General features: G+C 45.8%; 21 protein-coding genes and 1 pseudogene. 18 read left to right on the top strand and 4 right to left on the bottom strand.

All coding sequences use genetic code 11. From position 1 onward, the window contains the following. Window positions 1–16 precede the first annotated feature (16 nt). The 12 genes and pseudogenes from LDO37_RS28240 to nirD all read left to right on the top strand — a co-directional run bounded on the left by LDO37_RS28240 (window position 17) and on the right by nirD (window position 14,176). The gene (locus tag LDO37_RS28240; protein ID WP_224055706.1) at window positions 17–658 is read left to right on the top strand and encodes a LysE family translocator; all 642 of its coding nucleotides are present in this window, start codon (window positions 17–19) and stop codon (window positions 656–658) included. Then, on the top strand, window positions 648–1,388 hold the full coding sequence (locus LDO37_RS28235) for a helix-turn-helix domain-containing protein (protein WP_224055705.1): 741 nt from the start codon (window positions 648–650) through the stop codon (window positions 1,386–1,388). Before LDO37_RS28240 ends, LDO37_RS28235 begins: the two co-directional genes overlap by 11 nt. 92 nt (window positions 1,389–1,480) lie before the next feature. Beyond that, window positions 1,481–2,227: a transglutaminase-like domain-containing protein gene (locus tag LDO37_RS28230; RefSeq protein WP_224055704.1), complete on the top strand. Its 747-nt coding sequence runs from the start codon at window positions 1,481–1,483 to the stop codon at window positions 2,225–2,227. 266 nt (window positions 2,228–2,493) lie between these two features. After that, window positions 2,494–5,148 carry a nitrate reductase gene (locus LDO37_RS28225; RefSeq protein WP_224055703.1) on the top strand — a complete coding sequence of 885 codons (2,655 nt, stop codon included), beginning with the start codon at window positions 2,494–2,496 and terminating at the stop codon, window positions 5,146–5,148. Between the two features lie 13 nt (window positions 5,149–5,161). After that, entirely contained in the window at window positions 5,162–6,031 is an 870-nt protein-coding gene (gene cobA, locus LDO37_RS28220) for a uroporphyrinogen-III C-methyltransferase (protein ID WP_224055702.1), read from the top strand. Window positions 6,032–6,071: 40 nt separating this feature from the next. Further along, on the top strand, window positions 6,072–7,049 hold the full coding sequence (locus LDO37_RS28215) for a glycosyl transferase family protein (protein ID WP_224055701.1): 978 nt from the start codon (window positions 6,072–6,074) through the stop codon (window positions 7,047–7,049). A gap of 49 nt (window positions 7,050–7,098) precedes the next feature. Next, window positions 7,099–7,698 carry an ANTAR domain-containing response regulator gene (locus tag LDO37_RS28210; RefSeq protein ID WP_224055700.1) on the top strand — a complete coding sequence of 200 codons (600 nt, stop codon included), beginning with the start codon at window positions 7,099–7,101 and terminating at the stop codon, window positions 7,696–7,698. Window positions 7,699–7,992: 294 nt separating this feature from the next. Beyond that, a pseudogene (locus LDO37_RS28205) lies at window positions 7,993–9,386 on the top strand (CmpA/NrtA family ABC transporter substrate-binding protein). 1 nt (window position 9,387) lies between these two features. Beyond that, window positions 9,388–10,401, top strand: coding sequence for an ABC transporter permease (locus LDO37_RS28200; protein WP_224055699.1), 1,014 nt, complete (start codon window positions 9,388–9,390; stop codon window positions 10,399–10,401). 9 nt (window positions 10,402–10,410) lie between these two features. After that, on the top strand, window positions 10,411–11,301 hold the full coding sequence (locus LDO37_RS28195; protein WP_224055698.1) for an ABC transporter ATP-binding protein: 891 nt from the start codon (window positions 10,411–10,413) through the stop codon (window positions 11,299–11,301). 14 nt (window positions 11,302–11,315) lie between these two features. Continuing rightward, window positions 11,316–13,814: a nitrite reductase large subunit NirB gene (nirB, locus tag LDO37_RS28190; RefSeq protein WP_224055697.1), complete on the top strand. Its 2,499-nt coding sequence runs from the start codon at window positions 11,316–11,318 to the stop codon at window positions 13,812–13,814. Beyond that, complete coding sequence (gene nirD / locus LDO37_RS28185; RefSeq protein ID WP_317982783.1) at window positions 13,811–14,176, top strand: nitrite reductase small subunit NirD; 366 nt, start codon at window positions 13,811–13,813, stop codon at window positions 14,174–14,176. The genes nirB and nirD overlap by 4 nt, the downstream gene beginning before the upstream one ends. A 111-nt stretch (window positions 14,177–14,287) precedes the next feature. Here nirD and LDO37_RS28180 read toward each other — a convergent pair whose 3' ends face one another. Further along, a complete protein-coding gene (locus LDO37_RS28180; RefSeq protein WP_224055696.1) occupies window positions 14,288–15,850 on the bottom strand; it encodes a methyl-accepting chemotaxis protein in 1,563 nt (520 codons plus the stop codon). 252 nt (window positions 15,851–16,102) lie between these two features. On the opposite strand from LDO37_RS28180, the gene LDO37_RS28175 reads away from it, so the two are divergent. Further along, entirely contained in the window at window positions 16,103–17,773 is a 1,671-nt protein-coding gene (locus LDO37_RS28175) for an amidohydrolase (RefSeq protein ID WP_224055695.1), read from the top strand. 101 nt (window positions 17,774–17,874) lie between these two features. Here the strand turns inward: LDO37_RS28175 and LDO37_RS28170 are convergent, their stop codons facing one another. Beyond that, entirely contained in the window at window positions 17,875–18,792 is a 918-nt protein-coding gene (locus tag LDO37_RS28170) for a LysR family transcriptional regulator (protein WP_101111767.1), read from the bottom strand. A 109-nt stretch (window positions 18,793–18,901) separates the two neighbouring features. Between LDO37_RS28170 and LDO37_RS28165 the strand changes: the two genes are divergently transcribed. From LDO37_RS28165 to LDO37_RS28150, 4 genes are all read left to right on the top strand, one after another. Continuing rightward, complete coding sequence (locus LDO37_RS28165; RefSeq protein WP_224055694.1) at window positions 18,902–19,759, top strand: TauD/TfdA dioxygenase family protein; 858 nt, start codon at window positions 18,902–18,904, stop codon at window positions 19,757–19,759. Between the two features lie 73 nt (window positions 19,760–19,832). Next, window positions 19,833–20,651: a TSUP family transporter gene (locus LDO37_RS28160; protein WP_101111765.1), complete on the top strand. Its 819-nt coding sequence runs from the start codon at window positions 19,833–19,835 to the stop codon at window positions 20,649–20,651. A 105-nt stretch (window positions 20,652–20,756) separates the two neighbouring features. Next, window positions 20,757–21,359: a TfoX/Sxy family protein gene (locus tag LDO37_RS28155; protein ID WP_224055693.1), complete on the top strand. Its 603-nt coding sequence runs from the start codon at window positions 20,757–20,759 to the stop codon at window positions 21,357–21,359. A 186-nt stretch (window positions 21,360–21,545) separates the two neighbouring features. Beyond that, window positions 21,546–22,112 carry an SOS response-associated peptidase gene (locus LDO37_RS28150; RefSeq protein WP_224056075.1) on the top strand — a complete coding sequence of 189 codons (567 nt, stop codon included), beginning with the start codon at window positions 21,546–21,548 and terminating at the stop codon, window positions 22,110–22,112. 24 nt (window positions 22,113–22,136) lie between these two features. Here the strand turns inward: LDO37_RS28150 and LDO37_RS28145 are convergent, their stop codons facing one another. Together LDO37_RS28145 and LDO37_RS28140 are read right to left on the bottom strand one after the other, a co-directional pair. After that, window positions 22,137–22,958 (bottom strand): helix-turn-helix domain-containing protein, encoded by an 822-nt coding sequence (locus LDO37_RS28145; RefSeq protein WP_224055690.1) that lies wholly within the window; start codon window positions 22,956–22,958, stop codon window positions 22,137–22,139. A gap of 3 nt (window positions 22,959–22,961) precedes the next feature. Further along, on the bottom strand, window positions 22,962–23,564 hold the full coding sequence (locus LDO37_RS28140) for a LysE family translocator (protein WP_224055689.1): 603 nt from the start codon (window positions 23,562–23,564) through the stop codon (window positions 22,962–22,964). Between the two features lie 179 nt (window positions 23,565–23,743). Between LDO37_RS28140 and LDO37_RS28135 the strand changes: the two genes are divergently transcribed. Next, window positions 23,744–24,232: an RDD family protein gene (locus LDO37_RS28135; protein ID WP_224055688.1), complete on the top strand. Its 489-nt coding sequence runs from the start codon at window positions 23,744–23,746 to the stop codon at window positions 24,230–24,232. The last annotated feature ends 12 nt before the right edge of the window (window positions 24,233–24,244 follow it).

Below are 24,244 nucleotides of genomic sequence, written 5' to 3'. Positions count from 1 at the left end.
CGAAAAAGGAATTTGAATGTTCGGTATTGAAAACTTTTGGCTGTTTGTTGTTTCAGGAATTGCGCTTAATTTGATTCCTGGCCCCGACTCTTTGTATGTGATGGGGAGAAGTGCCACACAAGGAATGAAGGCAGGAGTTGTGGCTGGGGCAGGTATTGGCGCGGGTACTTTGTTTCACATTTTTGCAGCGGCATTTGGTCTATCCGCTGTTTTAGCCACCTCGGCTATGGCGTTTACGGTCGTCAAAATTATAGGTGGTTTATATCTTCTTTATATGGCGGCAATGCTGCTGTTTTCTAAGCCTTCTAATTCCAACTCAGACGCACCAGCAAAACTGAATAAAGCCCCTTTAAAGAATATTTTTCTACAAGGCTTTCTTACCAACGTTCTTAACCCTAAGGTGGCGCTGTTTTTCCTCGCTTTTGTTCCTCAGTTTATTTCTGCGGAAAGTGACAGCAAAGCACTAGCCTTTTTGATACTTGGTGTTGTATTTAACGTTAACGGCATGTTCTGGTTGCTGTTCCTTTCTTGGAGCTCAGCAAAAGTCAGCAAAAAAGTACAGCAAAGCGAAACCATTATCCGCTGGACAAAACGCGCAGCAGGTTCGCTGTTTGGTTACTTCGGCATCAAGTTAATGATTACGTCGAATGCCAGCTAATTTTCGGCTTCAACCGGGCTTATTTGCCTGCTATAGCCAAATGTTAGAAGCGGGTAGCCACCGCCACCATGCGATTCAGCTTACTATCCCCGATGGAAGTGCGGAGCTGGCTATCGAAGGTGCTACGTTCAGTGGTGCTTCACTATTAGCCCCTAATGTTATGCACCAACTCGATATGGAGTCTGGGTGGGTTTGGCTGGTTGAACCTGAGTCGACATTGGGGGAAGTCTTTCTGGAACGACTCAATGGAGACACTTGCATATCTGTGAAGGCGTTGTCGTGTGATGTCGATATAAATCAACAGTTTGATTTTGTGTCAGAGAGGATCGAAAAACAATCGCCTCATCTCAGTAGGCATCGCTTTCCAATGGAAACGGAATATGTTCAGCTCGACAGCCGAATACAGGGTTTATTGGAACGGCTGAACCAGTGTTTTGGGCAAGTGTGCGTAAAGCCAGATCATTGGGGAGCGAGTGATGTTGCCGAAGATGTCGCTTTATCCGAGAGCCGATTCCTACATTTGTTTAAAGAAAATATGGGGATCGCATGGCGACCTTACTTACTTTGGCGTCGTCTGCTTTGTGCCATTGGTATGTTGAATTCAGGGAAGAGTGCGACCGAGTCTGCCTATATGTCAGGATTTGCCGACAGTGCTCATCTGAGCCGAACGTTTAAACAACACTTTGGGCTAACCATTCGCGAAGCCATAAAGCTCTTTGAGCAGCATTAGGTCGTTCATATAACCAGTTTTTATAGCCAGTTTATTCAATTTCTTTTCTGGCTGTTTTCGTAATCTGAGACCTCTAAATCGCAGGAGGTAATATGAATAACGATTTCAACCAATATCTTGTATCTAGCCCTATGGTGGATTTTGAGCACCCTTCCATCCAATCCCTAATTGAGCGAAAGGGTTGGCGTGCGCTACCTCCTTTTCGCGCTATAAAAGCCATATACAACTTCGTCCGTGACGACATTCTCTTCGGCTATAACTTCGACGATACGATCCCAGCAAGCCAAGTTCTGAAAGATGGGTATGGGCAATGCAATACTAAAGGCACTTTGTTGATAGCACTGCTCCGCGCGGTGGGGGTTCACACTCGTTTTCATGGGTTTACTATCGACAACCAACTTCAAAAAGGGGCGATTCCGGCTTACTTGTTTGTGGCGGCGCCAAAAAGAATTATCCATAGCTGGGTTGAAATTTGGTATGGGGATCAATGGCGGGAGGTTGAAGGTTATATCATCGACAGTGATTACCTTTCTCGGGTACAGCAACGATTCTCAGACCAATGTGATGCCTTTCGTGGTTATGGAATTGCGACTTCATGCTTACAAAATCCGGAAAATGATTGGAATGGTGGGAACACCTATATTCAGCGAGAAGGTATTGTCGATGACTTTGGTGTTTACACTCACCCTGATGCTTTTTATGCCGAAAAAGGGAGTAACCTGAAAGGAGTAAAACGCGTCCTGTTTCGCTATGTTTTGCGTCATCTAATGAATCGGAATGTGAATCGCATTCGGGGTGAAGGCATCCGCACTATATTGGGTGGAATTGCTCAGAAGTAGTGCAACTCGGTGTAAGGTGGTTTTATTAATGTATTGAATTATATGTAGATTATCTTTTGGCTCATTCTTTGCTCTTGTCTTTTTACCTCATATAAGCGTACGGAAGCGATGTGATATGAGTGTCTTGGGTTCAAAATTCAAAACAATGTCAAAGGCAATGGTGCCTTTCCAGCTTTCGCTGGTTGGGTGCCTTTTTTTGTATCCAAGCAACCTCGATAGGCGAGGTTAACAAGGTTACGGAGCATAATCTGCCAAGGGAAGTCTGCATGTCGAAATGTGAAATACAATCTACCTGCCCTTACTGTGGGGTTGGGTGCGGTGTAAGCGTTGCTGAAGATCAAATCAAAGGTGATGAAAAGCACCCAGCCAACAAAGGTGCGTTATGCGTAAAAGGCGCCGCTCTGAAAGAAAGTTTGAATATGCCATCGCGGTTACTTTATCCCCGAATTAAGGGCGAGACGGTGACTTGGCAGCGGGCGATAGATACCATTTCAGACAAGCTGAAAGACACAATAGAAAAGCACGGACCGGACTCCGTAGCCATGTATGTCTCAGGGCAAATACTCACCGAAGATTACTACGTCGCCAATAAATTGATGAAGGGGTATGTCGGGAGCGCCAATATTGATACCAACTCACGGTTGTGTATGTCGTCGGCGGTGGCTGCACACATTCGTGCGTTTGGTGAAGATGTCGTACCCGTTAACTACGACGACCTACTTAAAACCGATCTGATTGTCATAACCGGGGCGAATACCGCATGGACTCATCCTGTGATTTTTCGTCAGATCCAGCAAGCACGAGAACAAAACCCGCATTTACGTTTAGTGGTGCTAGACCCTCGTAAAACCGTCACTGCGGAGCAAGCCGATTTACACTTGGCATTAGAAAACGATGGCGACATCTTGCTTTATAACGGCTTGATTCGTTTTTGTATTGAAAACGGGCATATGGACGAGCGCTTTATTGAGCACCACACCAATGGTTTTGAATCGCTGTCTCAACTTGTTACCACGCCTGAATATGAGCTTCGCAACGTTGCGCAAACGTTAGGGCTGGATGTAGGACCATTACGTACTTTCTACCAATGGTTCGCACTGTCTCCCACCGCAATTACCGTATTTTGCCAAGGAATCAATCAGTCTAGTGAAGGCGTCGATAAGGCCAATAGCATTATCAACGCCCACTTACTTACCGGAAAAATAGGTAAAGTGGGCAGCGGGTCTTTTTCAATAACTGGGCAACCCAACGCCATGGGCGGGAGAGAAGTGGGTGGTCTAGCGAATATGCTAGCCGTGCATCGAGGCTTTGATGAGAATTCGATTGAAAAAGTGGCTCAGTTTTGGGGGGCGCCAAACATAGCAACCAAACCGGGTTTGAAAGCCGTGGATTTATTCGACGCGGTGGAAAAAGGGGAGGTAAAAGTCATTTGGGTTATGGCTACCAACCCAGTGGTTTCCATGCCGAATGCCGACAAAGTGCGCCGTGCACTCGCTCAGTGTGGCATGGTGATCGTCTCCGACATTACGCCAGACAGCGACACTGCTCAATACGCTGATGTATTGCTTCCCGCGGCTGGATGGGGCGAAAAACAAGGCATGGTGACAAACTCCGAGCGATGCATGTCGCGTCAGCGCCGTTTTATGGCACCGCCGGGTGAAGCCAAAACCGATTGGGAAACCATCAGCGCGGTAGGTCGGGCATTGTGCGAAAAAATGGGCATAGAAAGCGGGTTTGATTTCGAGTCTGAAGCCGATGTATTTCGAGAATACGCGCGAATGACATCCATAAATCACGATTCGCCGCTTCTGCTCGATATATCAGAATTGGCAGACATCTCAGATGATGAGTATCAACACTGGACGCCAGCTCGATGGCCTTTAAATGAAGACGCCGCCCCTTATCGTAATGGTCGGTTTAGCACGGCTTCTGGCAGAGCCAACTTCTTGGTGACCAAGCCCAACGAATCGGATAAAGCCGATCCAACATGGTGGCTGAATACGGGGCGACACCGAGACCAATGGCATACGATGACGCGAACAGGGCACATCGAGCACCTTTCAGAACTCGATCCAGAACCTACCTTGTATCTCAACTCACTGAGCGGTGAAATGCTAGGCGTTAGTGAAGGTGAACTGGTTAAAATTCAGCATCCAACTCTTGCCGAAGGTTCTATTGTTTACGCCAAAGCAAAATGGGATAAAGGGCTGAATGCCAAGCAAGTGTTTATGAGCATGCACTGGGCCGGTTGCTACAGTGGCCATGATGAGTCAGCAAGCCAAATAAATCGAGTACTCGAATCGGTGGTCGATCCTCTTTCTGGGCAGCCCGCATTCAAATCCCAACCCGTATCTCTGATGCCCGCAAAAGTGGGCAGTTACATCACTCATGTTCAGCGCCGTGGTGATCACAACAAACCGAATGTCATTGTGCAGAGTCATCCTATTTATTCATCAATGCAAACGCTCGATTCCAGTGTTGTTTGGCGTTATTGCACTTCAACTTCTTATTCCAAACCATCATTAATGCAGGCGCTTTCTGGATGTCTGATTCTAGACATACCACAAGGCTGGTGCGTAATCGCAGGACGGTTTGAACCGTTAGAAAAATGCTTTGTGACAGACGCGATAACGGTGATCAGCCACAAACCTATGCCTGTGAATGCCAATGAAATTGCAGAGATGTTAGGAAAGCCACTTGATATTCGAAACTTATCTCAAGGGTTGTCTGGTCGTGAGCGAGGCACCTTGGTTTGCAGCTGTTTTAGGGTGTCAGACAGTCAAATTCAGCAAGCGATTGAGCAACACAACATTCAATCATTACACCAATTGCAGGCCGTACTTAAGTGCGGAACCAACTGCGGGTCATGCATTCCCGAGCTCAGTAACGCTTTGGAACAAAACGTAATTTTTATGAAGTAGGGGATATTCTGGAATGACAAAAGTAATGCAAACGGATTGTAGATCGACTTCATTCAGACCTCTGCTGTTTAAGAAAGTTAGCTTAGATGCGCGCGCACCCACAACGCATCAGACAAACGGAAAGGGTGGGGGAACAGTTAAATTGGTGGGGTGTGGTCCGAGTGACCCCGAATTGCTAACCATCAAAGCATTTAAAGCCATTCAAGATGCCCAAGTGTTGGTGTATGATCGCTTGATCAACCAAGACATTTTAACGCTCGCCAGCCCACATGTGGAAACCATTTATGTTGGTAAACGCTGCGGTCATCCAAGTATGAAGCAAGAAGCGATAAACGCATTACTTGTCCGGTTAGCCAAGGAAGGCAAACAGGTCGTAAGGCTAAAGGGGGGCGACCCTTTTATATTTGGTCGGGGTGGTGAAGAAGCATTGGAATTAGCGAAATATCAGATCCCGTTTGAAGTGATACCTGGCATTACTGCTGCGATCGGCTGTGCTGCCAGTTCACTGATTCCTCTGACTCATCGAGAAGTTTCGCGCAGCGTCACGCTAGTTACAGGGAACGTGGTGACGGGCGCTTTACCTGCTTGGAGTGGTTTGGTGAATAGCGGGCAAACGCTGGTTTTTTACATGGGCTTAGAAAAAGCAAACGAGATCCAGCAAGGGCTGATTAAAAATGGATTAAAGGGAGAAACGCCTGTCGCCATTGTGACCAACGGATGCAGCGATGACGAAAACATTCATACCCTAACACTGAACCAACTAAATGATGCTGCCAAGAAATTAAAGGGCATTAGCCCTGCACTGATGATCTTGGGCGAAGTGGTGAATATAAGAGCAAGTATTTCAGCTTTGATATCACAGAGCGTGGAGTTTTCTGTATAGTGACCACTTCGTCAAAAGGTGCAGTAAAAGGAAGCAGTAAATGTCTATCGCTATTCAGTGTATTAAGGCTCTCGGGAAAGGTGAGCGTGGAAGAAGACCGCTCACTGAACAAGAATCGTTTGATTTGTTGAGAGGATGGTTTGATGGGCAAGTTGCCGACGACCAACTGGCGATGGCATTGGTATTAATGCGGGTGAACAACGAAACGCCGGAAGAAATAGCAGGATTTGTCCGTGCATTTCATGAAGGCTTTGAACCTATCAAAGCGGATTTGGATTGGCCTTTGTATGCCGGAAAGCGCGTTCACGAGAACAAAACGACCGACAGAGCTTGGCATTTGGTCGCGGCTAAAATTTTGGCGGATAACGGTCACAAGATTCTATTGCACGGTCATGCGCAAAGACACTTAACAAAAAATCATGCCGAGCAGTCTCTAGAAGCGGTCGGCATTGTTAAAGCAGAGAGTTTGGAGCACGCAGAAAAAGTCATTCAATCCGAGGGCATCGCATACCTGCCATTAGAGGCTTTTCAGCCCAAAATAGTAACGTTACTAAGTTGGAACGCGCGATATGGCGTAAGAACACCAATCAATACGGTAGTGCGAGCGCTTAACCCGGGTCAATTACCTTATGGGCTAAGAGGCAGCTTTCACCCAGGTTTTCAGGAGCTGCACGCCAAAGTAGAACAAAAAGTCTGCGCTGAATCTGGTCGTGTACTGTCGTTTAAAGGGACATCGGGTGAAACCGAATTCAACCCAAAAGTGAGCCAAACCGTTTGGGTGTGCGACCACGGAAAAGTCGAGCCCGTCTATTGGGAAGAAAGCGCTTCTCAGAGCGTCAAAGTCGCGGAAAATTGTGTGCTCGGAACGGCACCTGCCGAAATTGAATTGATGTCGCACAGCGTTGTCGCGACGCTAGTGTCAGCGCTGTTTGCGATTCATGGAGACAAAGAAAAGGCACAAAAATTGGCAAACGAATATTGGGGCCAATATCTAGCTAAGACAGCCTTAGTCTCCTAACCCATCCCACTTCATAACAGAAGTCGGAATGCGATAAAAAGGACATGTTATGAAGGATCATACGGTTTTCGTACTCAGCGATAACTTAGAACACCAAAAGCGAATTTGTGAACAACTGGCCACGCAGCAAATGAAGGTTGTGCGTTGCCAGTTGGCACATATAGACGCGATGCTGAACGAAGCAGATTCGGGCATAGAACCAGAACTCAATTTCAATCGTCAGGCGTTGGTGGTTTCATGGGCTGCCCCAACCACTGAATTGAAGTGCCTCATTGAATATGCTGCCGCCAAAAAGTGTGCATTAGTCATCCTTGTAGAAACACTTCAGGTCGATAACATTGCTCACCTGCCTTTCGCAAACCAATATGTCATCCTTCCTTATCGTTCCGATCATGATTTAGCCATGTGGCTCCAACACGCTGCGCGATTACGTGAAAATATGGATAAAGTGGAACAAGAAATCGCATCGCTACATCAAAAGCTCGATGATCGAAAGTGGATCGAAAAAGCCAAAGGCTCTTTGATGAAAATGCACTGCATAGATGAAGAAGAAGCCTATAAAGCACTTCGAACTAGCGCGATGAAATCCAGCCAGCCAATCGGCCTTGTGGCTAAGAACCTAATGCTAACGTTTGATGCGATTGGTTAACTCAGACTCCATAGATTACGTGGGTTTGAATAACACTCGATCTGGTGCAGGGATGCACTACAAAGCGGCAAAAGAGCTAAGTTAACAATGTGATTATAATTTAAATTAATGATTTTAATTAAAATTTTCATTTGGCACGCAACTTGAAATAATAAAAACTATAAGCGGAGCAATGCTCCAATAGACCATCAACGGCGGTGGTCAATAGCTAAGCAATGGCGCGACTGCACTCTAGGTGCAGCCGCGCTTTTTTTTTAAGTTTTTATTATTGGAATTTTGAACAGGAGCGTTCGAATGGGTTGTCGGAAAAACAGAATAAGATCTTGGTTACTAAAAACAGTGGGTTTAACACTTTCATTCGGTGCTCTCTCATTAAGTGCGCATTCTGCTTTTGCACAGGTTGGGGAACCTGAGTTAGAGGACTTGAAGTTTGGCTTTATTAAGCTGACCGACATGGCGCCTCTTGCGGTGGCGTACGAAAAAGGTTTTTTTGAGGACGAGGGGCTGTACGTAACGCTGGAAGCGCAAGCCAACTGGAAAGTGTTACTCGATAGAGTGATTGATGGTGAATTGGATGGTGCGCACATGCTGTCGGGGCAGCCGCTGGGGGCCACCATTGGCATAGGTACAAAAGCAGAGGTGATCACCGCGTTTAGTATGGATTTGAATGGCAACGCCATCACGGTTTCTAACGATATATGGCAGCAGATGAAGCCCCACGTAAACAAACAGGCGGATGGGAAACCTGTCCACCCAATCAAAGCCGATGCGTTAAAACCTGTTGTAGAAAGTTACCTCGACAAAGGGAAGCCATTCAACATGGGGATGGTGTTTCCGGTTTCTACCCATAATTACGAATTACGCTACTGGCTAGCGGCTGGGGGGATTCACCCGGGGTATTACGCACCGAAAACAGGAGACAACAGTGGTCAGTTAGACGCTGATGTACTGCTGAGTGTCACCCCTCCACCGCAAATGCCCGCCACGATGGAAGCGGGAACCATAATGGGATACTGCGTCGGCGAACCGTGGAATCAGCAAGCGGTTATCAAGGGAATAGGCGTTCCTGTGGTCACCGATTACGAGATATGGAAAAACAATCCTGAAAAAGTGTTTGGTGTCTCTAAAGCTTGGGCTGAAAAGTACCCGAATACACACATTCGCGTAGTTAAGGCATTAATTCGAGCGGCCCATTGGTTAGACGAGAACAACAACGCCAACCGTGAAGAAGCGGTGAAGATACTGGCTAAAAGCCAATACGTTGGCGCAGATGCGGATGTGATCGCCAACAGTATGACAGGCACGTTTGAGTATGAAAAAGGCGACAAACGTTCAGTACCAGACTTCAACGTGTTTTTCCGCTATAACGCGACCTACCCCTATTACAGCGACGCTATTTGGTACCTCACGCAAATGCGTCGCTGGGGGCAAATTCCTGAAGAAAAGCCTGACGATTGGTACGCCAATATCGCGAAACAAGTGTATCGCCCCGACATTTACCAACAGGCTGCAGAATCCCTCATCAAAGATGGAGTGTGAGCAAATCAGATTTCCCAGAATTCAGTTCACAAGATGGTTACCGCCAGCCACAAACGCATTTTATCGACAACATCGTGTACGACGGTAAAAAGCCAAATGCTTATTTGAAGAAGTTCAATATCGGGCTGAAAGGCGCAGAGGAAATCTAATATGGACAGTCAGTTATCTAAGAAACCCTTGCCTAAGAATAAAATATCGGAAAACAACGTGTTTTCGTTATTCCCAAATAAAACGCAAGTCGCCAATCACAGCAGAGCATTGTTGCTTCCTTTGCTTGGGATATTGTTATTCTTGATGCTTTGGCATTTGTCAGCTCGCCAGGTACAAACCTCACTCGGCACATTGCCGGGACCCGTTCAAACAGCGCAGCAGTTTGGTCATTTGGTTTCCGACCACTGGGCAGAAAGAGAGAAAGAAGTGGCGTTTGTTGAGCGTCAAGAAAAGCGCAATGCAGCCAAACTGGAGAAAGATCCAGATGCCAAAGTGAAAATTCGCCCTTATACCGGTAAGCCAACCTTTTTCGACCAGATAGCGACCAGCTTGATCACCGTCGCGTGTGGCTTTCTTCTCGCCTCATTTATCGCCATTCCTGCGGGTATCGTATTGGGGTTAAATCACAATTTGTACCAAGCATTCAACCCAGTTATCCAGTTACTTAAGCCAGTTTCACCGTTGGCATGGTTACCCATTGTCACCATGGTGGTGAGTGCCACATACGTTAGCTCCGATCCTTTAGTCGCAAAATCCTTTGTGAACTCTTTGCTTACCGTAGCGCTGTGCAGTTTGTGGCCGACGCTAATCAACACAGCTGTAGGTGTAACGAGCGTCGATAAAGATCTGGTGAACGTAAGCCGAGTGTTACGCCTATCGTGGTGGAAACACATCTGGACGATTGTTCTTCCTTCAGCCATTCCCATGATTTTTACTGGCTTGCGCCTTTCGTTAGGCGTTGCGTGGATGGTGCTGATTGCCGCAGAAATGTTGGCGCAAAACCCGGGGCTAGGAAAGTTCGTATGGGATGAATTTCAGAACGGCAGCTCAGCCTCACTAGGACGGATCATGGTTGCTGTGATCACGATTGGGTTCATCGGGCTGTTGCTCGATAGAGGAATGCTGGTGCTACAAAAGTCAGTGTCTTGGGACAAGCAGCAAATACTGCGTTAGGAGAGCATTATGCCAAATACATTTTTAAACCTGACTCAGTTAGGTATGCGATTCCCCACTCCCAAAGGCGAATTTGTTGCTCTGAAAAAAGTGGATTTACGCATTCAAGAGGGCGAATTCATTTCACTGATTGGTCACTCTGGCTGCGGAAAGTCAACGGTACTTAACCTTGTTGCTGGGTTGCACGACCCAACCGATGGCGGCGTGATATTGCAAGGACGAGAAGTCGATGGACCGGGACCAGAGCGCGCTGTCGTGTTTCAAAACCACTCGTTGCTGCCTTGGCTGTCGGTTTACCAAAATGTGGAACTGGCGGTAAAACAGTTAGCCACCAAGAACTTAGCCGCCAAGAATCTAGCCACAACCCATACAGGGATAAAGAAAAACAAATCATGGGTGCGGGATCAGGTTCAGCATTACCTTGAATTAGTGCAAATGACTCACGCCAGTGACAAAAAGCCCGATGAAATTTCAGGTGGCATGAAACAGCGAGTCGGCATTGCGCGAGCACTTGCTTTGCAGCCAAAAGTGCTACTGATGGATGAACCCTTTGGCGCATTAGATGCGTTAACCAGAGCCCACTTGCAAGATGCACTGATGGCGATTCATGCGGAGCTCGATACCACCGTGATCATGATAACGCACGATGTAGACGAAGCTGTTTTGTTGTCGGATCGAATTGTCATGATGACCAACGGACCAGCAGCCACGATTGGTGAAGTACTCGATGTAAATCTGGACAGACCGCGAAATCGCGTCCAGCTGGCGGATAACGTCCAGTATCAAAAATATCGCCAATCGGTTTTACGTTTTCTGTACGAAAAACAAGCCAAGCCGCCACAAACCGTACTGGCAACCCAAAAACAAGAGGAGCCGTTAGAAGCTCCCAAAAGCGCATAAGGAAGGTGAGCAATATGGAACGTTTGGTCATTGTTGGGAACGGAATGGTGGGGCATCAATTGGTGGCTTCACTGGTAGAAAAACACGCTCACTTACACTATCAAATTACAGTGATTGGGGAGGAGACTTGCATCGCGTACGACAGAGTACAGTTGTCTGCTCTCTTTTCTGGTAAGTCTCACGAAGACTTAAAGCTTGGAAGTGAGGACTGGTATAAAAAATATGGGGTAGAGCTAATTCTTGGTCGTCAGGTTACGTCTATTAAAACTGAAAATCAGCAAGTGGTGATCGATGACAACGTTATTCTTCAGTACGACAAATTGGTTCTTGCAACGGGATCTTATCCGTTTGTCCCTCCCATTCCTGGGTATGAGCGTAAAAACTGTTTTGTCTATCGAACGCTGGACGACCTTTCTGAGATTCAAGCAGCCTGTAAAGGGGCGAAATCCGGCGCAGTGATCGGTGGTGGGTTGCTTGGTCTAGAAGCGGCCAACGCGTTAAGGCTACTTGGGTTGGATACCCACGTGATTGAGTTTGCACCGAGATTGATGCCTGTTCAGCTTGATGGTGGGGCTGGCAATATGCTGAAAAGCAAAATAGAGTCGCTCGGTTTACTGGTGCATACAGGCACTGCTACAGAAGAAATTATCGATGGAGAAAGCGCATTTCATCGCATGAATTTGAAAGATAAAGACCCGTTGGAAGTCGATGTTATCGTTTTTTCTGCTGGGATTCGACCTCAAGACGCGTTAGCAAGGCAGGCTGGGATTGCCGTAGGAGAGCGAGGTGGCATTGTGATTGATGACCACTGTATTACGAGCGATCCGAACGTCTACGCCATTGGGGAATGCGCTTTATGGCAACAAAAAATCTTCGGGCTGGTGGCTCCTGGTTACCAAATGGCAAGGACGGTGGCCGAGCAATTATCGGGTGGAGACAGCACGTTCACTGGCGCGGATATGAGCACTAAGCTCAAACTGCTTGGGGTGGATGTTGCCTCGATTGGCGATGCGCAGATGACGACAGAAGGCGCTCAAGAACTCATTCTTCAAGATGCTAATACCGGTATTTACAAGAAGCTGATTACCGATGCATCTGGGGCGCAATTGTTGGGCGCGATATTGGTAGGGGACAATACTGATTATGATGCTTTGCTTCAGTGTTACCTGAATCAGTCACCGCTACCTGAATATCCAGCGGAGTTGCTGTTAGATGCTTCACCCCTATCGGGGGAAATCGGCGATAACACGCTTATCTGCTCTTGTCATAATGTCACTAAAAGCGATTTGGTGGTTGCCATTCAAGCTGGTGCACACGATCTCAATACCTTGAAATCTGAAACCAAAGCAGGCACAGGCTGTGGCGGGTGCAGCAACATGGTGAAAACCGTGTTGGATGCAGAATTGGCTGCGATGGGCATGGAGGTAAACAACCATATCTGCGAGCACTTTGTGTATTCAAGACAGGAGTTGTTCCATATCTGTCAGGTTGAGGCGATCCACGATTTTGAAACTTTACTCACCCGATACGGTAATGGTGTTGGGTGCGACCTATGTAAGCCGACAGCGGCGTCGATTTTTGCATCTCTATGGAATGAACACATTTTGGAGCCACAACACCAAGCGCTGCAAGATTCGAACGATGCCTTTATGGCTAACCTGCAAAAAGACGGTTCTTACTCCGTTGTGCCTCGCGTTCCCGGCGGAGAGATAACACCAGAAAAGCTTATCCGTTTAGGGCAGGTTGCAAAGCAATACGATCTCTACACCAAAATTACTGGTGGGCAACGCGTTGACTTGTTTGGTGCCAAGATGGAGCAGTTGCCTGAAATATGGGAACAACTCATCGAAGCGGGCTTTGAGACAGGGCATGCCTATGGCAAGTCGCTGCGAACAGTGAAATCGTGCGTTGGTTCAACATGGTGTCGATATGGCGTCGATGATTCCGTTGGCTTCGCCATTGAGCTTGAAAATCGCTACAAAGGTTTGCGTTCGCCCCACAAGCTAAAAATGGCGGTGTCCGGATGTACACGGGAATGTGCGGAAGCGCAGAGCAAAGATATCGGCGTGATTGCCACAGAAAATGGTTGGAATTTGTATGTTTGCGGCAACGGGGGAATGCGTCCTCGCCATGCGGACTTGCTGGCTTCTGATTTGTCGAAAGACGAGCTGATTACCTTGATTGACCGTGTGCTGATGTTCTACGTTCAAACGGCAGATAAGCTTCAACGAACCTCAGTATGGATGGACAATCTTGATGGAGGGGTGGAGTACCTGCAAAGTGTCGTGATAGGGGATTCATTGGGAATCAATGCTCAATTAGAAGCGCAGATGCAACATGTGGTGGATTCGTATCAATGTGAATGGAAAACCGCTGTGATGTCGGATAAAAAACGTGCCCGATTCCGTCCATTCATAAATCACGAAGGTGATAGCGTTCCGCTGCCTTACCAGAGAGTTCGAGGGCAACGTATACCCAGTACAATTCCGATTCAAAATTCAGAGGTGAAATGATGTGGAAGAAGATTTGCGATATCAACCAGCTTTCGCCCTATCAAGGCGTTGGGAGTGTGTTTGACGATCATCAGGTCGCGCTATTTTTGGTGCCGGACGAAGCGTTTGTGGGTTCAAGTAAACCGGATAATTCGCCCCGCGTGTTTGCTGTCGGGAATTGGGACCCAATAGCAAGGGCTTACGTAATGAGTCGAGGAATTGTTGGAAATCAGGGGGAGGAGTTGTGCGTCGCCTCTCCTATGTACAAACAGCATTTTAGCTTAGAGACTGGCGCGTGTTTAGAAATGCCGGAACAGAGTTTAAGAACGTGGCAAGTTCAGATAAAAAATGACGAAGTATGGATCAAATCTAAACAGCCCTAAGATCTAACTTAGCCAATGAAATTAAAAGGGGAGAGGCATTTATTTAATGGCTCTCCCCTTTCTTTACTGAGTCAGCGAAAGTGCCCTGTTAGAGATAGAACGAAAGCGCCTTTATTTCTGCTCGAACTGTTTCGCCAATTGGAACAGCCTATCGACACCTTGTTTCAATACTTGGCTGTTTTGCTCAACCAGATCCGTCTCTGCTAAATTTTTCTCAGATGTTTGAGCAATTGAATGTACGCGATCGCTGACTTGACTAGACAGTTGAGTTTGTTGGTTGGCCGAGTTAGATACTTGGTCAATCAAACCGTGAATTTCAGTCATCATTTGCTCAATTTGCTGTAGGCTTTGCGCGCCCTCCTGAGCAATCACAACACAGTCGCCAGTCTGGTCTCGGCTGCGTTCAATTTCTTTTTGCCATGTCGAAATGGTCGACAACATTTGCCCCAAGCTTGCCTGAATAGTCTCGGTTGCATTTTGGGTACGTGATGAAAGCGCACGAACTTCGTCGGCAACAACGGCAAATCCACGGCCTTGTTCTCCTGCTCGCGCCGCTTCTATCGCAGCATTCAGTGCCAACAAGTTCGTTTGTTCGGCAATGCCACTGATCTCAGACATCACTGAGCCAACTTTTTGTGCTTGTTCGCTCAATTGATAAGTGGTTTGCGTAGCTTTTTCTGCATTAGCAGCAAGTTGATTCAACTGATTTTCAGTCGCATCAATTTTGGCTCGGGTTTGGTCGCATTGCGATTGAGTATCGTTGATCAGCACTTGAGTTTGGGATGCATGCTCAAATACTTGATTAGCCGAAGAAGCCATATCGTTCACCGCGCTGGCAACGTGGTGAATGTCGGTGTTTTGTTGTCGAATGGCACCCATGGCTCGGATTGCAGTATTGCTTAAATCATCGGATAACTGGTGAAGAGGCGCAGCGGAATCGGTCATTCTTCCCAACACAGTGCGAATACGTGCTTGTAGCAACTTGATATGGAAATCTGCAGAAGACGCAATGTGGTTACCAGAATAAACCAATCGGCTGACACTGTCGTATTCTGATTGCAGCTTTTTCAAAAACGCAGGGGTATCAATGAGTTCTTGGCGGAAGAAAACCGCAAGCACAGCAGCAGGTAATGCGCTCATCATAAGTTGCCACGACACGCCACTTTCCATCATATTCGCAATGATAGGGACGGCACATGCTGCAGCAAGTGCGGAATATTTGAATGCTGTAGGCAAACCAAAAGCAAAGCTGCGTCCGTTCTTTTCTGCTTCTAGAAGCTTTTGGTAGGCTTTTGAAGCTACATCAACCCATTTTGATTTTGGTTTCACTCGGACCGATTGATAACCTGCGATTCTGCCTTGTTCGTAAATAGGGGTTACGTACGCATCTACCCAGTAGAACCCCCCATTCTTGGTTCGATTTTTCACAATCCCTCGCCAAGCGTTACCCTTCTTTAGGTGCGACCACATATCAGCAAACGCCGCTTTTGGCATGTCGGTGTGGCGAACAAGGTTATGGTTCTGTCCTAAAAGCTCGCTCTCTTCAAAACCAGCGACTCTACAAAAGGCAGGGTTACAATACGTGATAACGCCCTTTAAGTCGGTTGTAGAAACAAGCTGTTCATTTTCACCTACTAGAACTTCTTGAGCTGATTTTGAAAGGGTTTGAGGCATGTGATTTTTATTCCATATGAGCAATTTGTTGGGCCCAATATAATCACAACAATTGTGAGGAATACAAAATAAAATTCTACAAAAGTAAATTTATATGATCAGTAGCTCATAAAATCCCCGCATTGATTTTATTTTGAGCTTTAAAAAAAATAATCTTACATTTGATTCTTATCTCGTTTAGTTATTTCTCATAGCGGAAGCCATCTTAGAATGACCTATTATATATAGTCAGGTCTCACTTGGAGTGGTGGAATGGCACGTCTAACTGTTTGGTGTTCATTACTTTTTATTTGTTTTCCTTCATTTGCCGTTTTAAAAGCGGATTCTGTTGTGCGTAACGCCAATATTTATACAGGAAAAGGCTTTCGTGTCTCTGCGATGGCGATCCGAGAAGGAAAAATTGACTATCTTGGAAGTGAAGCCGGTGTAGAAGATTATATTGACGTTGAAACCAAAATCATAAACGCCAACGGTGCGTTAGTTTTACCGGGGTTTATTGATAACCATAACCACGTTTTTGAATCAGCTTCCGAAGTGGGCGGCGATTGTTATGTGGATCCAGACGTTTTTCTTGAAGAACAAATCCCCTATTTACGCTATTGCAAAGAATATGGAGAGAAGCAAAAGTGGATCATCGGGTACGGTTTTCAACTCGATCATATTTTGCATAAATCGAACAAACGCACTCCGTTAGAGGTACTTGATAGTGTGTTTCCAGATAAGCCAGTGGTTCTCATGGAGCAAACATCACACTCTATGTGGGTCAATTCTGCTGCTCTTGCTGCTGCCAATTTTACTGCGAAAACCCCTCATCCTGCTGGCGGTCGTATTCTGAAAGACAAACGCACAGGTAAGCTCAACGGTATTTTATTGGATAACGCTGGAGACGTGATCATGGAGCTTGCTTGGAACAGCTCCGATAATCTTTTTGAAGCCAGTTACAGAGGGCTTATAAATGGGTTAAACGAGACCGCACAGCATGGTATTACCACCATTGGCGATGGCCGGATGTATTGGAAGCGAGGTTGGCTAGAAGTTTGGCAGCAGGCTGAAATCAATGGTGCTTTAACTGCTAGAGTATCTCTTCGTCCGTGGATTTATCCTCAAGATGACATGCTTAAGCAACTGAAATACTTAGAGCGTATTTATCGGAACGATGATCAAGGATGGTTACGCATTGATCAGGTGAAAATGTACAGTGATGGAATATTGATTAATGGCACGGCGAAAACGTTAGCACCGTATTTGTTTTCTTACATGCCTAAAAGTAAAGATGGGTTGTACTACATTCCACCAGGCGAGATGGAAGAGTGGCTACATTTGTTAAATGGCATTGGTTATGGCGCTCACATCCACGCGATTGGCGATAAAGCCGTCCGAGCATCGTTAGATGCTATTGAAAGCCTAGATAATCAAGCCAAAACCGCTTACTACACGCTGACGCATGTCGAGATGATAAGCAAAAAAGACATACCGAGATTTGCGAGGCTGGGTGTGACAGCAGACATGCAGGTTGGGTCTGACTACGTTGCACAGCAAGACCACGATTGGGCGAAGCCATTTATTGGAAAGAAACGCATCCACGATTTGATGCCTTTGAACAAGCTATATCGTTCAGGGGCGAATGTAAGCTTAAGCAGTGATTGGAATGTCCATCCAATCAGCCCATTAGCAGGTATTGCTAATAGCTTGAAGATGGGGAATCAGGGGCTTCCCGATATCGACGCTGCGATAAAGGCGTACACTCAAAACCCAGCGATAAGCTTAGGGATAGAGCATTTAACGGGTACATTGGAAGTCGGTAAATCCGCTGATTTAGTCATACTCGGAGACGACATTACAAAAATGTCTCCTGAAGATATCCCATACGCCCCTATTTGGCTCACCATGGTGATGGGGAATATTGTTTTCTTACTTGAGTGATTATTTACTTGAGTAATTGTTTACAAGAGTAATTTTTATGTGAGTGGCTCTTTCTCCTGCGAATTAACCTCAAGCTTTGCTGAACCTATGCTTTGTTAAACCTATGCTTTGTTAAACCATGGTCGGTTTGAAAGACGCGCTTTAATAAAGTCTAAGAATAAGTTTACTTTCAATGGACGTTGTTGCCTGTCATCAGACACTAGCGCCACCACATCGGCTCTTGGAATAGGGAAGTCTGGTAAGAGTGAAACCAGCTCACCGGATTTGAGTTCTTTGGTCACATCCCACTCTGAGCGTTGGATGATTCCTTTCCCATCCACTGCCCAATCTTTAATAACTTGCCCTACATTACTGGATAATTTGGGGTGGATTCTTACCCCAGTGAGTGGCTGATTGCTGGTGGCTTCAAACTTCCACATGGTCACATCTTCATCATTTTCTCGCAATGCGATACATTGATGCTTGTGCAAATCTTGCGGACAGAGCAAAGGTGGCGAATTTCTCAAGTATTGAGGAGATGCAAGCAAAAGGCGTCGATTTTCTGCAAGATGTATGCATTTGAGTGAAGAGTTCTTAAGTTCACCAATGTAAACCATTACATCCGGATGTTGCCGGTCTGTCCAGCGTGGTATGTCTGAAAGAGTCAGGTCGATATCAATATTTGTGTATCGTTCTTGAAACTCTGTGACAAGAGGAGCAATGTAATCGATGCCAAATCCTAATGGGGATAATACCCTCAATTCTCCCTCAATGACTTGTTTATCAGCGAGTATTTCATTCTGTAATGATTCAATGTCTACAAGTAGCTTGCGCCCCCGTTTGGCCAGCTTTTCCCCTTCTTCAGTGAGTGTTGTGGAACGAACGCTTCTTTCAACTAATTTTACATTTAATTTTTTTTCCAGTGCCTGCAACCTTTGCGAAATACTTGGGGGGGTAACGTTGAGCGTTCTGGCAGCCGCAGCCAATGAAGGGCTGTTGGCGATCGTATCGAAAAATTCAAGGTCCTGTGAAGTAAGCATTAAGTTCAACCTTAATATTGGAGTTAGATATGATTAATTTAACTACATGTTGAAAATTGATACTAATAATGGCGTCGCATAATTAAACAAAAAGACGGACTTAACGATCATGGACAAGGTTGCAACACCACAATTTAAGATAGAAACGCGTGTCAGGCGATTGGCACCTCATATGGGCTTAGAAGTTGAAGGGCTGAAATTAGCGGAGCTAGACGAAGACGGGCTTATCTTTGTTAAAGAGCTAATGCTAGAAAACAAATTATTGGTTTTTAGAGATCAATTTATTTCAGCTGAAGATTTGATGGCATTTTCGGACAAGTTAGGTGAAGTACAAAAGTACCCATTTTCAAGTGGTATTGAGGGGCACCCAAACATTGTAGAAATACGAAAAGAACCTCACCAGCAAGAAAACTTTAGCGGGATGTGGCATGTGGATTCCACTTATTTGGATAGCCCACCCGATTTTACCATTTTGACTGCTCGAGCTACGCCTGAAGTGGGCGGTGATACCGTTTTCTCTGACAGCCAAACGGCATTCAGCCGATTGTCGAGTGGGATGAAGGAGTTCTTGTTGAACAATGATGCTGTGTACATTTCGAATAAGCATCAGTCAGCAAAACAAAAGACACCACATTTAACCAATTTTAGTGAGATTGCTACAGCGAACGCATCGTTTGAAGCAATCCACCCAGCAGCAAAGATTAACGAAGATACAGGCAATCCCTCTATATACGTTAATAAGGAGCACACACACAAATTTGCCAACATGACAGTAGAAGAAAGTACCCCAATACTAGAGTACCTCTACGAATATGTTGCAAGACCCGAGTTCACCACCCGCATTAAGTGGGAAAATGGCACGGTTGTTATGTGGGACAACCGGTCGGTGCAACACCATGCGGTAAACGATTACTATGGTTCATTACGTGTAATGCACCGTGTAATTGTGAATCGCAGAACGTCCTAAATCCATGTTTTACCGAGCCTTGGTCAATGGTACAAGGCTCGGCTTTTTTTTGCCCTGTACGGAGTTTTGACAAATGGAGCTGTCGCTTTTTAGTGTATCTGAAAGTGTTTTAATTTGGCTGTTTTGCGCTGCATTGATTGCTGGCATCGTGGATGCGATTGCTGGTGGTGGTGGGCTAATAACAGTGCCAAGTATGATGCTAGCAGGTATACCACCACTGGTTGTATTAGGAACCAACAGATTACAGGCAGTTATAGGTGAAACCACAGCGTTAATTACCTATTGGCTAAATAAAGAGATAAAACTCAAAGGATTTGGATTTGGCATTTTAACCACGGCAATAGGGGCAGTTTTAGGCTCTTATTCGGTGAGTTTGTTTTCAAAAGAAGTACTGCAACTTCTTCTGCCAGTTCTAATGGTGTGCATTACATTTTACTCGATTTTATCGAAAAGAATTAAAAACAACGTAGCGGCTGAAGCCAAGATTTCCAATCGTCGATTCATGTTGATTTGTGGATTAGCGATTGGGTTCTATAACGGTTTTTTTGGTCCAGGTACTGGTTCGATCTGGATGGTAGCTTTCGTGATCCTTTTAGGTGTCACGATCAAGCAAGCAACCATCGCTACAAAACCGCTGAACCTCATGGGTAACTTGGTCTCTTTACTGTTTTTTATAGGGCTAGGTTCCGTGGACTACACACTGGGACTTGTAATGGGCGCTGGACAGATTTTAGGTTCAGTCGTCGGAAGCAAAATCGTAATCCATAACGGCGATAAAGTGGTTCGCCCAGTCTTTATCACCGTTACATTACTCATGACAGTCAAACTGATTGTCGACAGTGACCATCACATGTTCGTATCTGAAACGATGGCACTGATATCCAAGCTATAAATGGCTTGAAACGCAAGGAAACATCACACATTTGTGAAGCCAGTATGAGGGTGCTGGCGTTTCCTGAGGCATAACGCCAAGGATGTAATAAAAGGGGGAAAGGGTATGAACGTAAATGTTGATTCAACCATACTCATCGCGCAGCGATTTGGACGCGTAAGCTCTCGTGCAATGTTTGGAGGCACAGGGATTTTCTGTAACGATGTCATTTTCGCGGTGGCCCGTGATGAACATGTTTTTCTAAGGGCAGGAGACCAACTCAAAGGCCAATTGGTTGCAATGGGTTGCGGTGAATGCCAACCAGAGCCACAAATGAAGGGCGATTTTAAAATTGCCGCACATTATTTTTCATTATTCTCTGAGCTTGATGAGGTCACATTTATCGAGGCGGTTCATTTGTCTATCGAAGCCGCTAACCGTGATCATCGAGCCAACCAACCTCTGCGGTTGTTGCCAAATGTTCGTCGTCTGCATCTTAAGTTGTTCCGCAGAATTGGCATAGGTTCTATGACGGAACTTCAACAAGACTCTACTGCAGATATCGTGAGCAAAATCGTAAAGCTCGGGCTTGATTTGGATGTGTCGCCTAAGCTGCTTTACGAAATTGAAGGGGCAAGAACAGGCCAACATTGGACGGTTCTACCCGAAGAAGAAAAGCGCAGGTTAGATGCCGATTATCAAATGATCGTAGGCAAGCAAGCATCTTAACTGAGACTTTTCAATGCATCGTATGATGTAGTGCTGAGTGAGCGATAGTCTTTGTACCTATCGCGATGACAGCACGTAATAATCTACTCGTTTGGCAGATCTTCGGATCTGCTTTTTTTATTTTTACAAATAGGTATGACGTAAAAACCGCAGGCTATACTGAATCTGTAGGAATCAGTGGAAATTATGATGTGTGGCCGACTTAATGTTATGGACGATCCATTTGCTCAGCAGGTTTGTGAGCAGCTTGGTATTCGATTTTTGACACAACCCAACTCAGATGTCAGGCCAACGGATACGCTTGCTGTGGTAGGCGCAGCCTCATTTGGTTTACAACAATACGACCTTAGCTGGGGTATCAAGCCCCATTGGGCCCAAAAAGTCATCATTAATGCGCAAGCAGAAACGGTCGCTTCCAAGCCAACATTCCGGAGTGCTTATGAATCGTCACGCGTGGTAGTGCCCTGTAGTGGTTGGTATGAATGGGTATCACATGAAGGTTTAAAGCAAAAGTACCTTTTCGAACCACCAAAAGATGAGCCGCTTTATATGGCTGCGATTGGGTTAGAGTCCATGAATAATGTTGTTACATTGACGACCAAACCCGATAAAGCTTATGGACTTTATCACCATCGAATGCCGCTTCTCATCCCGCCTAACGAAGTAGACCGGTGGCTATGTGCGTCTTCAATCGATACCACCGATTTACTTGAACATTCCGGTGACTTGCTTTTGAAAGTTACGGAATGCTGAACTGAGACCAATAAGGTATACGAGCTAGGTAATGAAAAAGGATTGATAAAGCTTAGGGGTGATCGCCATGCGTTTTTTGAAATGACGTTGAAAATGCGCCTGATCAGAAAACCCAGTTTCAGAGGCGGTATCGGCTAAAGATAACCCACGTTTAAGTAGAGATTTTGCTTTGATTATCCTTTGGTCTAATTGGTACGCATGAGGAGAAACGCCATACCGCCGATTGAATGCTCGAATCAACTGGTATCGACTCATGTCTACTTCGCTTGCAAGCTTATCCAGTGCGACATTGACTTCCAATTGATCGCACAGCATCTCTGCTGCCCGATTCAATTTTGATTCCGTTTTCAGGGGCTTACTGAGGCTTTGGCTAACAGGGTGCTCAAAGATACTTGCCAAATATTCCACCATTAGCGATTCAGTCACCAACGCGTTTTTCTCTGATAAAAGTGATTGATAGAGTTGATGAAATAACCAATACAAATCTGAGCGTTGTTCGTATTGATGGAAGAAAGGTTGGTAATCCACACCGCTTTTTTTGGTCCACTCTTGCTGTAATTTGCCAATCCATTGGGTATCGACAAATAGCATTCTATAAGACCACTGCGTTTTGTCTGGGTTGCAAGAATGCATGTCTCCGGGGTTAATCGTCACGGTGTGACCTTGATGCACCTGATGGGTGTGATTCAGGTTGCGATAGCTTGCACATTCACCATCGATAACACCAAAAGAAAACTCATCGTGGGAGTGAGCTTGATAGCATGCGAATGAATCAGACGCTGTGCGCATTTCGACAAATGGTAGGCTTTGAGATTGGGTCAAAAATACTGAATCATCTTGCTTCATGTTTTAACTCCACCACATCCCTATCACCGTTGCCGTTAATAGCAAACCCATTGTCCAATTGAATGCTCTTTGACGCTGAGCGCTATTGAGCCATTGACCGATTGCTTGCCCAAAACATGCCCAAATACCGACACCAAAAAGGCAAACTACTAAAGAGATAGTGACGAATAGCGGTAAATGCAAGTCTTCGGTACTGCTGCCAGCAACAAACAAAGACACGCCAGACGAGGCGTAAAGCCATGCTTTAGGGTTCAATACTTGAGTCAATGCACCCTTGCCAAACCCTGGCGCATGCTGCCCGATATTCGTCGCCTTCAGCGGTTCAGGGGAAGCGGTAGCAATTTTATACGCTAAATAGATCAAGAAAGCCGACCCGACCAATTTAAGGTAGAAAGTAAATGCAGGTAGGGTTAGTAAAAGTGAACCAATCGTTAGCCCACTGAGCAGCACAACAATTGCGTAAGAAACAGATGCGCCAACGACATAAACCGAAGCCTTGCGTAAGCCGTATTGAGCGCCAGATGCCGCAGCAATAATATTCACCGGACCAGGTGTCGCCGCGCCAGCAAACGCGAAGACAATCATAGACAAGACTAAAGACTCCATTCTGTATTTCCTTGAGTGACGTGGAAAGACAAACGTATCGAGATTACTGACTGAAGTATTGAACGAAATTGCGGGGCACATCTAATAGAACCTTCGCTCAGCCGTTTCATTTCACTAATGAAACCGCTAGATTTTTTCGTTCACGTTTTATTTTTAATAGAGTAAATGGATACGGTTAAATGAAAATCGAACCGACAGTCGGTGATGTAAAAGCTGTAGAGATGGCGGATGCCAATCCAGAACAAATTCGACAGGGAAAGCGGGGAGAGGATACGGAAGATACGCGTATTCTAGCGAGCCCCGGTAGGCGATATGTTGGGCAAATAATAGACGGTGCTATTTCTTGGGCGATTTTTCTCACAGTAATGGCCGTAACGGACTATTTGCAAGTTGGAAGCGATGTTGAAGTTCTGACTTCTATCGCTGCTGCCGCCACCTATTTTATATTCTCGGATGCCCTGCCACGGGGTAAAAGCATCGGAAAATTGGTATTGGGTATGTCGACCATCAACAAATCTACGGGTAAAAGCTGTACTGTGTGGCGCGCATTTCTACGCAATATTTTATCGCCCATAATTGGCACTATCGACGCTCTCTTTATATTGGGTAAAGGTAGACAAAGAATAGGGGATAAATTAGCGAATACGATTGTAGTGTTAGATAAATAAAGTTTTTGTAAT

Origin of the sequence: Vibrio penaeicida (assembly GCF_019977755.1) — a bacterium.
GTDB classification, from domain to species: domain Bacteria; phylum Pseudomonadota; class Gammaproteobacteria; order Enterobacterales; family Vibrionaceae; genus Vibrio; species Vibrio penaeicida.
The sequence above is the reverse complement of the archived record's forward strand: the minus strand, read 5'-3'. Positions and strand labels throughout refer to the sequence as shown.

Bases quoted from the DNA above. Each gene is read 5' to 3' on its own strand.
- LDO37_RS28150 (WP_224056075.1), top strand. From the start codon at position 21,546: ATGATGTGTGGCCGACTTAATGTTATGGACGATCCATTTGCTCAGCAG.
- LDO37_RS28200 (WP_224055699.1), top strand. From the start codon at position 9,388: ATGGACAGTCAGTTATCTAAGAAACCCTTGCCTAAGAATAAAATATCG.
- LDO37_RS28170 (WP_101111767.1), bottom strand. From the start codon at position 18,792: ATGCTTACTTCACAGGACCTTGAATTTTTCGATACGATCGCCAACAGC.
- nirB (WP_224055697.1), top strand. From the start codon at position 11,316: ATGGAACGTTTGGTCATTGTTGGGAACGGAATGGTGGGGCATCAATTG.
- LDO37_RS28225 (WP_224055703.1), top strand. From the start codon at position 2,494: ATGTCGAAATGTGAAATACAATCTACCTGCCCTTACTGTGGGGTTGGG.
- LDO37_RS28135 (WP_224055688.1), top strand. From the start codon at position 23,744: ATGAAAATCGAACCGACAGTCGGTGATGTAAAAGCTGTAGAGATGGCG.
- LDO37_RS28140 (WP_224055689.1), bottom strand. From the start codon at position 23,564: ATGGAGTCTTTAGTCTTGTCTATGATTGTCTTCGCGTTTGCTGGCGCG.
- nirD (WP_317982783.1), top strand. From the start codon at position 13,811: ATGATGTGGAAGAAGATTTGCGATATCAACCAGCTTTCGCCCTATCAA.
- LDO37_RS28215 (WP_224055701.1), top strand. From the start codon at position 6,072: ATGTCTATCGCTATTCAGTGTATTAAGGCTCTCGGGAAAGGTGAGCGT.
- LDO37_RS28230 (WP_224055704.1), top strand. From the start codon at position 1,481: ATGAATAACGATTTCAACCAATATCTTGTATCTAGCCCTATGGTGGAT.
- LDO37_RS28195 (WP_224055698.1), top strand. From the start codon at position 10,411: ATGCCAAATACATTTTTAAACCTGACTCAGTTAGGTATGCGATTCCCC.
- LDO37_RS28145 (WP_224055690.1), bottom strand. From the start codon at position 22,958: ATGAAGCAAGATGATTCAGTATTTTTGACCCAATCTCAAAGCCTACCA.
- LDO37_RS28235 (WP_224055705.1), top strand. From the start codon at position 648: ATGCCAGCTAATTTTCGGCTTCAACCGGGCTTATTTGCCTGCTATAGC.
- cobA (WP_224055702.1), top strand. From the start codon at position 5,162: ATGACAAAAGTAATGCAAACGGATTGTAGATCGACTTCATTCAGACCT.
- LDO37_RS28160 (WP_101111765.1), top strand. From the start codon at position 19,833: ATGGAGCTGTCGCTTTTTAGTGTATCTGAAAGTGTTTTAATTTGGCTG.
- LDO37_RS28210 (WP_224055700.1), top strand. From the start codon at position 7,099: ATGAAGGATCATACGGTTTTCGTACTCAGCGATAACTTAGAACACCAA.
- LDO37_RS28240 (WP_224055706.1), top strand. From the start codon at position 17: ATGTTCGGTATTGAAAACTTTTGGCTGTTTGTTGTTTCAGGAATTGCG.
- LDO37_RS28175 (WP_224055695.1), top strand. From the start codon at position 16,103: ATGGCACGTCTAACTGTTTGGTGTTCATTACTTTTTATTTGTTTTCCT.
- LDO37_RS28165 (WP_224055694.1), top strand. From the start codon at position 18,902: ATGGACAAGGTTGCAACACCACAATTTAAGATAGAAACGCGTGTCAGG.
- LDO37_RS28180 (WP_224055696.1), bottom strand. From the start codon at position 15,850: ATGCCTCAAACCCTTTCAAAATCAGCTCAAGAAGTTCTAGTAGGTGAA.
- LDO37_RS28155 (WP_224055693.1), top strand. From the start codon at position 20,757: ATGAACGTAAATGTTGATTCAACCATACTCATCGCGCAGCGATTTGGA.